This is a genomic window from Cupriavidus sp. GW822-FHT03E04, assembly GCF_058801495.1.
On the sequence record NZ_JBXANI010000009.1, the window covers coordinates 23,086 to 36,365 of the forward strand.

At 67.6% G+C, this 13,280-nt stretch carries 13 protein-coding genes and 1 pseudogene; 6 read left to right on the forward strand and 8 right to left on the reverse strand.

The genetic code is table 11. From position 1 onward, the window contains the following. Positions 1 to 89: 89 nt before the first annotated feature. A complete protein-coding gene (locus tag AC1RQC_RS14100) occupies positions 90 to 740 on the forward strand; it encodes an HAD domain-containing protein (RefSeq protein ID WP_492374493.1) in 651 nt (216 codons plus the stop codon). A 91-nt stretch (positions 741 to 831) separates the two neighbouring features. Here the strand turns inward: AC1RQC_RS14100 and AC1RQC_RS14105 are convergent, their stop codons facing one another. The 6 genes and pseudogenes from AC1RQC_RS14105 to AC1RQC_RS14130 form a co-directional block, all read right to left on the reverse strand. Continuing rightward, positions 832 to 1,701 carry a DMT family transporter gene (locus AC1RQC_RS14105; RefSeq protein ID WP_492374492.1) on the reverse strand — a complete coding sequence of 290 codons (870 nt, stop codon included), beginning with the start codon at positions 1,699 to 1,701 and terminating at the stop codon, positions 832 to 834. Between the two features lie 425 nt (positions 1,702 to 2,126). Next, positions 2,127 to 2,708, reverse strand: coding sequence for a hypothetical protein (locus tag AC1RQC_RS14110; protein ID WP_492883741.1), 582 nt, complete (start codon positions 2,706 to 2,708; stop codon positions 2,127 to 2,129). Then, positions 2,705 to 3,355, reverse strand: coding sequence for an SCO family protein (locus tag AC1RQC_RS14115; RefSeq protein ID WP_492374490.1), 651 nt, complete (start codon positions 3,353 to 3,355; stop codon positions 2,705 to 2,707). Before AC1RQC_RS14115 ends, AC1RQC_RS14110 begins: the two co-directional genes overlap by 4 nt. Continuing rightward, a complete protein-coding gene (locus tag AC1RQC_RS14120) occupies positions 3,352 to 3,957 on the reverse strand; it encodes a c-type cytochrome (protein ID WP_492811016.1) in 606 nt (201 codons plus the stop codon). Before AC1RQC_RS14120 ends, AC1RQC_RS14115 begins: the two co-directional genes overlap by 4 nt. 136 nt (positions 3,958 to 4,093) lie before the next feature. Continuing rightward, positions 4,094 to 4,696, reverse strand: a pseudogene (locus tag AC1RQC_RS14125) (cbb3-type cytochrome c oxidase subunit II); the annotation flags it as partial. Positions 4,697 to 4,698: 2 nt separating this feature from the next. After that, positions 4,699 to 6,345 carry a cbb3-type cytochrome c oxidase subunit I gene (locus AC1RQC_RS14130; RefSeq protein ID WP_150985172.1) on the reverse strand — a complete coding sequence of 549 codons (1,647 nt, stop codon included), beginning with the start codon at positions 6,343 to 6,345 and terminating at the stop codon, positions 4,699 to 4,701. Between the two features lie 365 nt (positions 6,346 to 6,710). Between AC1RQC_RS14130 and AC1RQC_RS14135 the strand changes: the two genes are divergently transcribed. The 4 genes from AC1RQC_RS14135 to AC1RQC_RS14150 all read left to right on the forward strand — a co-directional run bounded on the left by AC1RQC_RS14135 (position 6,711) and on the right by AC1RQC_RS14150 (position 9,819). Continuing rightward, positions 6,711 to 8,183: an aminotransferase-like domain-containing protein gene (locus AC1RQC_RS14135; protein ID WP_193692215.1), complete on the forward strand. Its 1,473-nt coding sequence runs from the start codon at positions 6,711 to 6,713 to the stop codon at positions 8,181 to 8,183. A gap of 50 nt (positions 8,184 to 8,233) precedes the next feature. Next, positions 8,234 to 8,437 (forward strand): SlyX family protein, encoded by a 204-nt coding sequence (locus tag AC1RQC_RS14140; protein ID WP_043357297.1) that lies wholly within the window; start codon positions 8,234 to 8,236, stop codon positions 8,435 to 8,437. A gap of 177 nt (positions 8,438 to 8,614) precedes the next feature. Then, positions 8,615 to 9,133, forward strand: a complete 519-nt coding sequence (locus AC1RQC_RS14145; RefSeq protein WP_254615466.1) for a DUF1439 domain-containing protein — start codon at positions 8,615 to 8,617, stop codon at positions 9,131 to 9,133. Between the two features lie 263 nt (positions 9,134 to 9,396). Beyond that, on the forward strand, positions 9,397 to 9,819 hold the full coding sequence (locus AC1RQC_RS14150) for a fumarate hydratase (RefSeq protein WP_370563575.1): 423 nt from the start codon (positions 9,397 to 9,399) through the stop codon (positions 9,817 to 9,819). A gap of 411 nt (positions 9,820 to 10,230) precedes the next feature. On the opposite strand, the gene AC1RQC_RS14155 is transcribed toward AC1RQC_RS14150, so the two are convergent. Further along, complete coding sequence (locus AC1RQC_RS14155) at positions 10,231 to 10,848, reverse strand: DUF938 domain-containing protein (protein WP_309407482.1); 618 nt, start codon at positions 10,846 to 10,848, stop codon at positions 10,231 to 10,233. Positions 10,849 to 10,969: 121 nt separating this feature from the next. Next, the gene (locus tag AC1RQC_RS14160) at positions 10,970 to 11,974 is read right to left on the reverse strand and encodes a GlxA family transcriptional regulator (RefSeq protein WP_492883745.1); all 1,005 of its coding nucleotides are present in this window, start codon (positions 11,972 to 11,974) and stop codon (positions 10,970 to 10,972) included. Positions 11,975 to 12,072: 98 nt separating this feature from the next. Here AC1RQC_RS14160 and AC1RQC_RS14165 point away from each other — a divergent pair, with 98 nt between their 5' ends. Beyond that, a complete protein-coding gene (locus AC1RQC_RS14165) occupies positions 12,073 to 13,239 on the forward strand; it encodes a DJ-1/PfpI family protein (protein WP_492883747.1) in 1,167 nt (388 codons plus the stop codon). Positions 13,240 to 13,280: the final 41 nt, after the last annotated feature.

The following is a 13,280-nucleotide window of genomic DNA, read 5'->3' on the forward strand; positions in this document are numbered from 1 at the left end:
AACTTAAGCACTTCTCGCCTCTCCAGATTTCCCCGGATGCGTCGTAATCTTCAAACGTGCCAACCGGCGCTGCAACCCAATAGGAAATCATGTCCGAACGCCTCATCATGCTTGACGTCCCCGGTGTCCTCTATTCGAGCCGCTCCGAGGCTCGGCTGGGCGGAATCCCCGATACCGGCACCTTGCGCGACGTCCGCTTCTTCGATCCCGTCGCGCTCGGATTCGTGCGGCGCCTGTTCGGCCTGGCCGGTGCGCGCGTGGTGGTATCCGAGGCATGGCGCCGCGGCGTGCCCGCCGCCATCCTGCAGCAGCTCGACCTGCAGGTCGAAGGCATGACCCCCGACATACCCGGCGGCCACGCAGCCCGTATCGCGGCCTATTTTGCGCACCGCCCGGCACCGCAGGCCTTTGCCATCCTGACCTGCGACACGGCATCGATGCAAGACCCGCAATACGCGCACCTGCTGCCGCACGTGGTCAGTGTGAATCCGGCCGAGGGCCTGACGCCCGCCAACTTCAAGCAAGCGCTGGATATGCTTGGCGTGGCGTGCCCGTCTACCCTGTGCCTCGACACGCAGCCCGACGCGCGCGTGGAAGCCCGGCTGGAGCGGCTGCGCCGCCTGGCCAAGGAAGCGCCCGCGCGTTTCGAGGTGGGCACCGTTGCCGCGCCCTTGCTGCAAGCCGTGCCAACGCTTGCGCTGCCGGCGCGGCGCACGGAAAAGCTGCTCGCACACGCCTGATACGCTGCACGCCGATGCAAGCCGGCCCCGGCCGCGGCGCGCCTCTTCGGCGCGTAGCGACCGGGGCCGGCTTGGCTATCAGGCGACCGGGCTACCCCGGGCTGTCCGCCTTCTGGCTGAACACCAGCACCAACCCAAGCACGATCGCCACCATGCCTGCCAAGCTCAGCGCGGCAAGGCGATTGCCCAGGAAGAGGTAATCCATCAGCGCGGTCACGGCCGGCACCAGGTAGAACAGGCTGGTGACGTTGACCAGGTTGCCCGCCTGGATCAGCCGGTAGAGCAGCAACGTGGCGCCCACCGAAATCACCAGCGCGAGCCAACCAAGCGACAGCGCGAAGCCCGCCGAGGGCACCACCGCCATCGGCTGGAACGGCACGAACAACAGGCACAGCGCCAGGCCCGCGCCGTATTGCAAGGGCATCACGTCGAGCGGTGCTTGCCGGATGCGCTTTTGCAGGATGGCGCCGATCGTCATGCACGCCAGCGCGCAGAGCGCAAAGCCCATGCCCGGCAGCGAGATCCGCGCCACCGCTATCCCCTGGTAGACCACCAGCACCAGCCCACCCAACGCCACCGCCAGGCCTGCCAGCCGGCGCGAGGAAAAGCGCCGCTCCACCAGCAGCAAGGTCAGGATCGGCTGCACGCCCAGCAGCGTGGCCAGCACGCCCGGCGTCATGCCGCGCGCCAGCGCCAGCAGGTAAAAGATCGAATACGCGCCGGTCAGCAGCAGCCCGGAGCAGACCACCTGCACGCGCGTGCCTGGCTGCGGCAACCAGCGCCGCCGCCAGGCCGCGAGCACCAGCAGCACGGCCAGCGCCAGCGCAAAGCGCGCGGCCAGCAAGGCAAAGGCAGAAGCGTATTCAAGCCCGAGGCGCGCAAAGATGGCGCCGCTGCTCCATAGCAGCACGAAGAGCGTGGTCGAGCCATGCGCGCTCAGTGCGTGTTTGTTCGAATCCATGGGTTTCACCTGTCACGGTAATCCGTAAAACTCCGGCGCGCCCCGGCACACTGACGCCGCGCGGACGCGAACGCGCCCTGGCGTCAGGCGGGAACCAGCCGAAGAAGGAAGAAGCCGAAAAAAGACGGGCTGACGATCAGCCCAGCACGGCTGGGGGCGGCGGCGCAAGGCCGGCCCGCGTGCGCGGCGCAGAAGTGACAGGTGGTGCGAGCGGTACGAACGGTACAAAGGCGGCGCACGGCCGCGCCGCGCCCGGACGGGTCGCGATGGCGGCAAAAGCGTTGTGCACAGCGTGATGCATGGGAATCCGCAAGTAGGCTGGGGCGGAGAAACAAACAAGCGCCCGGGTCCCGGAGGACCGCATAACGTTACACCACGTCAATTCGCATGGCAATGCTGTCCGGTCCGCGGGCGGTCTTGCAGGCCTAGGTGAGCGGCTCGCGATCCACCGCTAGCCGGCTAGCCACGGCAAACAGCCACATCGCCAGCAAGGCCAGCCCCCACAGCACCAGCACCCGGCCCGCCGCCAGTTGCTCGTCGACCAGGTAGGTGCTGCACAGTTGCGACTCCGCCTCCTGGTACAGCAACCCGGCGCTCAGCATCATCCAGGCGCCGTTGATGACAAAAAAGCCCTGCACCACGGGGCCGGCGGCCTGCCACGAGGCGCGCGCCAGCAGCCCCGCCAGCACCATGCTCGCCACCTTGGCCATGCCCATGGGGCTCGCCAGCGTGGCTTCGTCCAGCGCCACCGGCAGCATCCAGTAGCTGACGATGCACCACGCTGCCAGCAGGCCCGGCAGCCCCGCCGCGTTCCATGGCGCCAGCCAGGCCGCCAGCCGCGGCCCGGCACAGCGCGCCGCCCACCAGCCGGCAAGTGCCAGCAGCGGCAGTTCCAGGCCCATATGCCTGGCCATGGTCGCCTCCAGCCATGGGCGCAACAACGCGGCCACGGCCAGCATCAAGCCGGGCAAGCAGGCTTGCCAGCCAGGTGCAAGCAGCACCTTCACAGCCGGCTGCGCAGCACGTCGGCCAGCGCCAGGTCCGGCCGCTCCACGTCATAGGCGGCAGCCAGCCGGCCTTGCGCGTTGACCAGGAACAGCGCGGCATTATGCGAGTAGCCGCCCAGCCCATCGGGCAGCACGACGATGCCGAAGGCGTCGAGCAGGCCGCGCAAGCGCGCGGGCTCGGCCACCGTGGCGAAGGTCCAGATGGCAGGATCGGCGCGCAGCGTGCGTGCATAGGCCCGCAGCACGGCAGGCGTATCGCGTGCCGGGTCGAAGGAGAGCGTCAGCAGGCGCACGCGGTCCTGCAGGCCGCGCTCGCGCAATTGCTGCTGCAGCCAGGCCTGCCCCGACGCGCTGGTGCGGCAGATTGCCAGGCATCGGGTATAGACGAAAGTCACCAGCGTGACGGGCCTGTCGCGCTTGCCAGCGCCCTCGCCCTGCGGCATGGGGCCGCCAAAAGCGAGCTGCCGGCCCGCCTGGTCGAACAAGGCCAGCGCCGGCAGCACGCGCGGGGCGCGCGCCAGGTCCAGGCGCCGGGCGCCATCGGCGCTGACCGTGCGCAAGCCGCGCGTCGTGGCGAACACCGCCGCACCGGCCAACACCAGCACGAGCGCAACCATCGCCAGCGTCTTGCTCCACGCACGCGTCATGGCTTGGGGACACCTCCCGTGGCCATGAATGCCTGCAGCGCGTCGCCGCCGTGCCAGGGCGCCTTTTGCGCGACGGAAGCCGCGCGCGCCGCCGCGATCTGCGCGGCCTCGACCGGCGCAGCGCCATTGCCCCACTGGCTGCGGATATGCGTGGCCAGCGCCGCGATCTCCTGGTCGGAAAACTGCTCGCCAAAGGCCGGCATGGCGCCGTTGTAGGTGGTGCCGAGCACCTCCAGCGGGCCGGTCATGCCATGCAGCAGGATCTGCGCGAGGCGGTCCGGATCGTCGTTGACCCAGGGGGAGCCTGCCAGCGGCGGGAACACGGCGGGAATGCCTTGCCCGCTGGCCTGGTGGCAAGCCTGGCAATTGGCGGCGAACAATAGCTTGCCGTCGGCGACGCGGCCCTGCCCGGCCGGCGCTGCCAGCGCGGCCAGGTCGCGCCGGTCGCCCAGCGCGGCGCTGCCGTCGGCGCGCTCGATCAGGATGTAGCTGATGGCCCAGACCAGCAGGCCGCACACCAGCGCCAGCACGATCTTGGGCACCGGGTTGTGCTGCTCAACGGGATCGGCGTTCTCTGTCTTATGGGCTTGCGAGCGGGTCATCGTGGCTGGCTTGCGCACCGGGCGCGCGTGGCGCCGGCGGGCTGGAGGTGGATTGAGAAGAAGCGATCGCACCGAACGGGTTGGACGGCGCGCTCGAAACGGATGCCAGCGTGGCGCGCTGCGGCGGCTGGCTGGTTGCGCCCGCCGCTGCGGCCTGCTCCACCACCGGGTAGGTGTGGCGCAGGCCAATCAGGTAGGCGACCAGGTCCAGCGCCTGGGGCGTGGCCACCACCACCTTGCCCGGCGGCACCGTGCCGCCGGGCAGCGCGACCACCTTGTCGCTCTTGCCAACGGCGCCTTCCGGCTTGAGCTCGAACAGGAACGGATAGCCCGGCATGATGCTGTCCGCCACGTAGGCGCGCGGCTGGTAGAGATGGCCCAGGTGCCAGTCGGCGCTCGGCTGGCGCACGCCGATATTGAACAGGTCGGGGCCGGTGCGCATGGTGCCAAGCAAAGGCGGGCTGTCATAGTGGTAGTCCGCCGCCACGGACGGGCGGCCCCAGCCACGCGCGCCGTCGGCGCGGCCCGCGCCGGTGGAGCTGGGCTGCTGCGTATGGCAGGCGATGCAGCCGTTGGCGAGATAGACCTCGCGCCCGCGCAGCTGCTCGCTGGTGTAGGGAGCGAGCGCCGCCGGCGCGGGCACATCCTTGAGCTGCAGGAAGGGCACCACGATCATGGCCGAGGTGGCGAGCGAGAGCGTGACCATGGCCCCGCCCACAAGTTTGAGTTCGTTTTCCATGTTCAGGCAGCCGCTTGGGAAACCATGCGATCGGTCTGCGCCAGCGCCGAAGGACGCAAGACCATCAAAGCAAAGTGAAAGGCAAAGACCAGATGGCCGAGCGTCATCAGCGCGCCGCCCAGCGAGCGCCCCTGCAGCCAAGGCAGCGTGACCGTCACCGATTCCATGAAGGGACGTGCCGGGTCCAGCAGCGCCAGGCCCTGCAGCACGCCGCCGATGCTCAGCGTGATGAGGTAGGTGGAGAAGCCCGCCACCACCAGCCAGAAATGCAGCGAGATCAGCGCGGGCCGGGGCCACGGCGCGTCGACGATGCGCGGCAGCGCGAAGTAGATGCCGCCGAAGATCACCATCGACACGAAGCCGTACATGCCCAGGTGCGCGTGCGCCACCGTGAAATGCGTGAAGTGCGTCACCGCGTTGAGCGAGCGCAGCGCCTCGAACGAGCCCTGCACCGACGCCAGCGTGTACATGATGGCGCCGAACACGATGAAGCGCAGCGTGGCCGAGTGGCGCAGCGCGCCAAAATTGCCCTTGAGCGTCAGGTGCTGGTTCACCGAGAACGCGGTCACCGGGATGATCATCATCACGCTCTGCACGATCGACAGCGTGATCAGCCACGGCGGAATCGGGCCGCCGATCAGGTGGTGCGCGCCGACCTGGCCATAGAAGAACGCCAGCGTCCAGAAGCCCAGCAGCGACAGGTTATACGAGCGCACCGGCCGCCCGATCACCTTGGGCAGGAAGTAATAGACCGAGGCGAGCGACAGCGGCGTATAGAACAGGCCCAGCACGTTGTGCCCGAACCACCAGTTCATGGTGGCCTGCTCCACGCCGAAATGCACGCCCGGGATCTTGGCCACCACGTACAGCACCGGGAACCAGAACAGGGCCGCGCCGATGTACCAGACCGACACGTACAGATGATGCACACGGCGCTTTTGCAGCATGAACGCCAGCGGCAGGCCGATCATCATCCCGCCCAGCGCGAACAGCAGGCCCACCTGCCAGGGAATCTCCAGCCACTCCAGGCCGGCGTTGATGCCCACGGCAATGCTGCCGAGCCCCGCCACCAGCCCCGCATTCCAGACCAGCGCGCCGATCATGGCAAAGCGCCCGCCCAGCAGCGGCGTGCGCAGCAGGCGGGGCAGCATCCACAGCGTCAGCCCGAGCAGCCCCATCGGCGCCCAGCCGTACGCCACCGCGTTCAGGTGCAGCGTGCGCAAGCGGCCGAAGGAAAGCCACGCCTGCCCGGTCAGCAGGTCGGGCATATGCAGCTTGAGCGAACTAAGCAGGCCGGCGGCGGACGCCACCACCAGCCAGACCACGGCACAACTCAGCATCAGCAGGGCCGGCAGGGCGCTGGAGCGATCGGCCTCATGCCGCGCCGCCAGCTCCGCCTCGAGATCGGCGCGCGCGGCGGCGGTCGCGGCAGGCGCCTCCCGGCTGGACGCGGCGCCCACCCAGAGCGCCTGGCGCTGCGCCGCATCGCTCGACGGCTCCTCGGGCTGGCCGACCTCGCCGGGCGCAAAGATGGTGCGCGCACCGGCGGCTTCGAGATCGAACAAACCCTTGCGCAACGACCAGATGAAAGCAAACAGGCCACCAACCGACAGCAGGAAGGTAGCTAACAACAGACTCGTGGGATCCATGGATTTCCTTGCACTTCCCATGACGGCGCCGTGGCGGCCGCGGCTTAGAGGCCATTTCAAAACGATTCTGGCGTCGTTGCGCGGCCTTGCCGTACCGCTTGTACTGCCTGCGGCCGCGCGCCTAGCCAGAACCGCTTCGCTTCATTTTGAAACAGCCTCTTAAGGACAGCACTGAATGCTAAGGAGACAAGGCCGGCCCGAACAGGATCAGATCGGATCGATACAACCGGATCAGAGGGATTCCGGCGTGACATGTTGCCGCAGCAAATCTGCCACATTGGAATATCCCCATGCGCTGTGTCGTGCATCGCGCCGATACGATACAGTTGCCGGAAATCGGACATACGCCAAACAGTGGATCGCCAATGCCGCCCAGCAAGCCAGACACCCCCCAGCTAAAAGACGGGGAAGCCACGCCCGGCACGCTCTACGAAACGCTGGCCGACGATATCGCGCACTCGATCCAGGCCGGCACGCTGCGGCCCGGCGACCGCCTGCCCTCCGTGCGCCAGGCCAGCGCCAGCCGCGGGCTCAGCCCCTCCACGGTGTTCCAGGCTTACTACCTGCTGGAAGCGCGCGGGCTGATCATCGCGCGCCAGCGCTCGGGCTACTTCGTGGCCAGCACCAGCCGCGTGCTGCCGCCCGAGCCCGAGGCCGCGTCGCAACCGGCGGACGAATCCACCACGCTGAATGTCAGCGAACTGGTCTTCGACGTGCTGGCGTCGGCCAAGCAGCGGGAGCTGGTGCCACTCGGCTCCGCGTTTCCCAGTCCGCTGCTGTTTCCGCTACCGCGCCTCGCCAAGTCCATGGCGGCAGTCGTCCAGCAACTGGACCCTTGGAGTTCGGTGGACGACATGACGCCGGGCAACGCCGGCCTGCGCCGCCAGATTGCCCTGCGCTACCTGATCGACGGGCTTACCGTGCACACCGACGAGATCGTCATCACCAACGGCGCGCTGGAGGCGCTGAACCTGTGCCTGGCGGCCGTCACGCGCCCGGGTGACGCGGTCATCATCGAGTCGCCCACCTTCTACGGCGCGCTGCAGGCGCTGGAGCGCCACGGGCTGCGCGCCATCGAGGTGCCCACGCATCCGCGCGAAGGCATCGAGCTCGACGCCCTCGCCCGCGCGCTGGAACGCCACCGCCCGAGCGCGTGCTGGCTGATGACCAATTTCCAGAACCCGCTGGGCAGCCTGATGCCCGACGACAAGAAGCGCGAACTGGTGCGGTTGCTGGCGCGCTTCGAAGTGCCGCTGATCGAGGACGACGTCTACGGCGAGCTGTACTTCGGCAACAAGCGCCCCACCCCGGCCAAGGCGTTCGACACGCAGGGGCTGGTGATGCACTGCGGGTCCTTCTCCAAATGCCTGGCGCCGGGCTACCGGATCGGCTGGGCCGCGCCCGGACGCTTCGCGCGCGAAGTGGCGCGCGCCAAGCTCACCAGCACGCTGACAGTGGCGGCGCCAACGCAAGCCGCTATCCTTCACTACCTGGAGAAGGGCGGCTACGACCGGCACCTGCGGCAGTTGCGCCAGGCGCTGATGCAGCGGCAGGACGCCTTCGCGCAGGCCATCGCGCGGCACTTCCCGCCGGGCACGCGGGCCACGCGGCCGGCCGGCGGTTACTTCCTGTGGATCGAGATGCCGGCCGGCACCGACAGCCTTGCACTGCACCGCTATGCGCTCTCGCATGGCATCAGCATCGCGCCCGGCCCGATTTTTTCCGCGCATGGCGGCTTCCGGCATTGCTTGCGCATCAACTGCGGCCACGACTTCGACGACCGGACCGACGCCGCGCTCGCCACGCTAGGCCGGCTGGCCAGGCTGACTATGCAGTAAAGGCCGCGCCGCACCTGCCTTACAATGCGCGGCCCAATGGAGAACACAAAATGGAATCCCGCCTGACCGAACTAGAAATCAAGGTCGCCTTCCAGGACGACCTGCTCGACACGCTCAATCTCGCCGTGGCACGCCAGCAGCGGCAGATCGACCTGCTGCAGGAACAGCTCCAGGCGCTTTACCAGCAAATGCGCTCCAGCGGCACGGGCGGCGGCGAAAACGGCCCCCAGCACGAACTCCCGCCGCACTATTGATAGTGCGCATGGCCGGCGGCCAGACTGGACAATTGAACAAAGCCGGCGCAGGCGCGGTCAGAAGGGATAACGCGCAAGACGCCAACCTGGAGGCACCGCAGCATGCCGACGACGCAACGCCGCACCCGGCCCCGCAAATCCCTGACAACACGCAAAGCCGCCGCCGGCGCGCTTGCCATGCTGGTCGCCGCCAGCGCCTGGGCCGGCTATAACGTCTGGACCGGCGACTACACATTCTCCCGCCAGGAATTGCAGGACGCCGTCGACAAACGTTTCCCGGCAAGGCTGCGCTACGCCCAGGTGCTCGACGTCCAGCTGACGCATCCGCGCCTGCTGCTCGACGAAGCCAACAACCGCGTGACCACGCAGATGGATGCACAGGTCAGCAACACCTTGCTGCCCGCGCCACCGATCAACGGCACGCTTTCGCTGAGCAGCGGGCTCAGGTACGACCCGGCCAAACGCGCCGTGCTGCTCGACAATCCTTCCGTCGAACGCGTCCAGGTTGCCGGCATGCCGGCGCAATATGGCGAGCAACTGAACGCCATCGGCGCCGTCGTGGCGCAGCAACTGCTGCGCGATTACCCGCTCTACACGTTCAAGCCGGAAGAATTGCACGTTGCCGGCAAAGACGTCGAGCCGGGCGCCATTACCGTGCTGGCCGACGGCATCAAAGTCCAGGTCAATACGCGTTAAACGCAATACGTACCCCCTATTCGCATCCAATGGCGATGCCGTCGCCGTGCAAAACATGTTGTATCCGCGCACGCATTCATACCAGAAATTTGCGCAGTTAATTCACGCCGCGCGAGCAATGTCGCGCGACCGGTTATACTCCGCGCTCCACAACTAACGGGTAAATACAAATGGCCGTAGCAAAGAAAGTCGCAACCAGCGCAGCAGCAAAGACCAAGCCGGCAGCCGCCAAGAAGGCAGCAGTTCCCGCGAAGAAGGCCAGCGTGCTGGCTCGCGAACTGGCCGCTGCAAAGAAGGGCCTGCTGAAGCTGCGCGCTGATGCAAAGAAGGCGATCGAAACTGCTAAGCGCGAAATCAAGGTCGCAGCTGAAGCCGCCAAGAAGGCCGTGCTGGCTGAGAAGCAAGCCGCCAAGGAAAAGCTGGCTGCACAAAAGGCCAAGGCCAAGCCGGCTGCGAAGAAGCCGGTGGTGAAGGCTGCCGTGGCAAAGAAGGCCGCAAAGCCGGCCGCCGCCAAGAAGGCAGCAGCTCCCAAGGCAGCAGCACCGAAGGCCGCAGCCCCGAAGGCAGCTGCTCCGAAGGCAGCAGCACCGAAGAAGGCCGTCGTGAAGGCAGCCCGCAAGCCGGCAGCACCGAAGAAGGCCGTGGCCGTCAAGGTCGAGGCAGAAGCGCCTGTCGCCGCGAAGTAAATCGCGCAAGGGCCAGCGCGGCAGGCGGCCCGGACATGCGCGCGGTAATCCGCGCCGTGCTCCGGTCCCCGCCGCGCACCACTTTTGTGCGAACTGGCTGGCGCTCTGCAGGGCCAGCCAGACAGATCCAGACAATATCCCCGGTTATTCAAGACGCCCTGGCCGATCGGCATTTCCCGATTAGCGCCGCCCGGCTTCGCCTGTCATTTCCCACATTTTCCGCATTTCCACATTCCACGCATTGCCCGCCAGGACGTTCGCCGCGTCTTAAGCCAACGCTTAACGCTGCATGCGCAAAGACAATGCGGCGAAGACTTAGCCCCACTCCGCGCCAGCCCTCAATCGCGCTTTGTCGAATTTCGGCCACGCATTGCACGCGGCCCAATCCGCTTGCGTTCGGCGATGAAGTTCCTATTTTCGGAATACCAGGCTGAAATTATTGGCCGGCATCGGGATTGGCTCGTCCATGCGAAAGCCCTCGGCCTCGCCCAGCGCCGCCACATCTTCCATATTGCGCACGCCCCAATCGGCGTTCGCGCTGCGCAACTGCGCATCAAAGGCGGCATTGCTCGGCGCGGTATGTTCGCCGTTGCGCCGATACGGGCCATACAGGTAGAGCACGCCGCCGGCTGGCAGCAAACGCCCGGCCCCGGCGAACAGCGCCTCGGCCGCAGACCATGGCGCGATGTGGATCATGTTGATGCAGACCACCGCCTGCGCCGCCTCGATGCCCCAGGGCTGCTGGCGCACGTCCAGCACCAGCGGCGCGAGCACATTGGCCAGCCCGGCATGCTCGGCCCAGCCCGCGATCGACTCGCGCGCCGCAGCGTCGGGGTCGCTCGGCTGCCAGGTCAGCCCCGCCAGCGCGGCGGAGAAATATGCGGCGTGCTGACCGGTGCCACTGGCGATTTCCAGCACCAGGCCGCTCTGCGGCAAGACCCGCCGCAGCACGGCCAGGATGGCGTCGCGGTTGCGGTCGGTGGCCGGCGCCATGCGGCGCGCGTCGTGTTGGCCGTCTTGGTTCGGCATCTTTTTGCTCCTGTTGGGCTGTGGGTCTGGGCATGGGTCTGGGCCGCGGTGGCGCGTTGGCCCGGCGACCGCTCAATACCGCAAGCGTAGCAGGCATGACCGGTCCCGCGCCCATGTTGCCTCAGCCAATCCGCGCCGGTGGCCCGAAACGTTCCCGGTATTCGCCTGGGGTGACGCCGATGCGCTTGAGAAAGGCACGATGCAAAGCGTCCACACTACCAAAGCCCGCGCGCTCGGCGATACGCTCCAGCCGCCAATCCGAGCCCTCCAGCAGGGCTTTGGCACGCTCCACGCGCGCGCACTCGACGAAGCGGGCAGGCGGCTCGCCGGTCTCCCTGGCGAATGCACGCGCGAAGGTGCGCTCGCTCATGCCTGCGCGGGCGGCCAGCACCGGCCCTCTCAGGTCGCCCCTTGGGTCGTCGATAATGGCGGCCAGCAATGCGCGCAACCTGGGCGTGGCACTGCACTGCAGGCGCAGGCCGGTACTGAACTGCGACTGCCCGCCGGGGCGCCGCAGGAACAGCACCAGCTCGCGCGCGACCGCCAGCGCCACCTCGGGACCGCAATCGGCCTCGACCAGCGAGAGGCACAGGTCAATGCCGGTGGAAACGCCGGCCGATGTATAGAAGGGGGGATCGGCGACGAAGATCGCGTCCGGCTCCACCTGAATCGCGGGGCGCAATGTCTTCAGCAAGCCACAAGCGTTCCAGTGCGTGGTGGCACGGCGCCCGTCGAGCAAGCCGGCCGCGGCTAGAACAAACGCCCCCGTGCAAACGCTGGCGATTCGACGCGTACGCCGGGCGCGCGCCTGCAACCAGGCTAGCAGGTCCGGGTCTGTGGCGGCGCGGCGCAGGCTCTCCTCGCTGCCGCCACCGACCACCAGCGTGTCGATGCGCTCCGGCAAGTCGGCAAGCGCAACCGCGCCGGCCAGGCGCAGGCCGGCATGTGTCCCAAGCTCGCCACCGGCTTGCGTGGCGAGCCTGACCTCATAGGGCTTGCGGCGGCCCGCGGGGCTATGCAAGTTCGCCACCGCGAAGACCTCCATCGGCCCCACGACGTCGAGCGACTGCACGCCCTCGAAGCCGAGCACTACCACCTTTCGTGTTGTTTGCTGTAGATAAGCCATGGCAAAGAATGCGGTAATTCTGTCCTTTTTGCCAGTCCCGGCGGAGGGTAAATTCGATCCATGTGCATCTGGTACGAAACGCACCAACCGAGGACACCATGCAGTACGCCATCATGACCCGCCTTGCCGCGCTCGCGCTGTGCACTTGCTCGCTGTGCGGCTGCCTCAAGCCCGCCGCGCAAAACCCCGCTTCGACTGAACCCGAAGAAGCACGCCACGCCGCATCCGCGGCGTCTACCGGCGTGCCGGCGACGCTCACGCTGCCCGCGCCGAAGGCCGGCCACGCGCGACCGCTGGTAGCCATACTGGCCGACAACGCCGGCACCGAAGTCACCGATTTCGTGATTCCGTTTGGCGTGCTGCGAGAGGCAGGCGTGGCTGACGTGCATGCAGTATCGACCGGCCCCGGCACCGTCACCTTGATGCCGGCCCTGCGCGTGCGGGCCGACCTGACAGTGGCGGCCTTCGACGCCGCCTTTCCTGAAGGCGCCGATATCGTGATCGTGCCGGCGATGCATCATGAGGACACGCCGGCCACGCTAGCGTGGCTGCGCGCGCAGGCAGGACGGGGAGCGATCATCGTGGCGGTCTGCGAAGGCGCGCGCGTGGTCGCGAGCGCCGGACTGCTCGATGGCCGCTCGGCCACGACACATTGGTATGCGATGAGCCGTGTCGCCGCAAAATTTCCAGCCACCCACTGGGTGGGCAACAGGCGCTATCTGGCCGATGGCAACGTTGTCACCTCGAGCGGCGTGACTGCCTCGCTGCCGCTGTCGCTAGCGTTGGTCGAAGCGATTGCCGGCCAACAAGTGGCGGCGGCAACCGCAGCGCGCCTCGGCGTGACGGAGTGGAGCCCACGTCACGATTCGGCCCCCTTCAAGCTAGGCGCCGCGAGCATCGGCATCGCGCTCTCGAACCGCCTCGCCTGGTGGCGGCACGAGGCCATCGGTATCGCCGTGGCAGCGGGCTTTGACGAGATCGCGCTGGCGCTGCAGGCAGATGCCTGGTCACGGACCTATCGCTCCGCGGCGCTGACACTTGGCACGGCGGCAACGCTGCGCTCGCGCCACGGACTCTGGCTTGAGGCTGACACCATCACCACGCGCGCGGACGACAAGCCAACAACCAGCCGCCATGACTTGCCGCCATACGCTGGTTTGCCGGCGGCGGCGCTGGATGCTGCCTTGGCCGGAATCCAGGACCGCTACGGCCACGCCACCGCGCAATTCGTCGCCCTGCAACTGGAGTTGCCCCGCCCGCGCTAGCCAGCTCCCGCGCGAATGAAAAAAAAGGGCCCCCGATGACA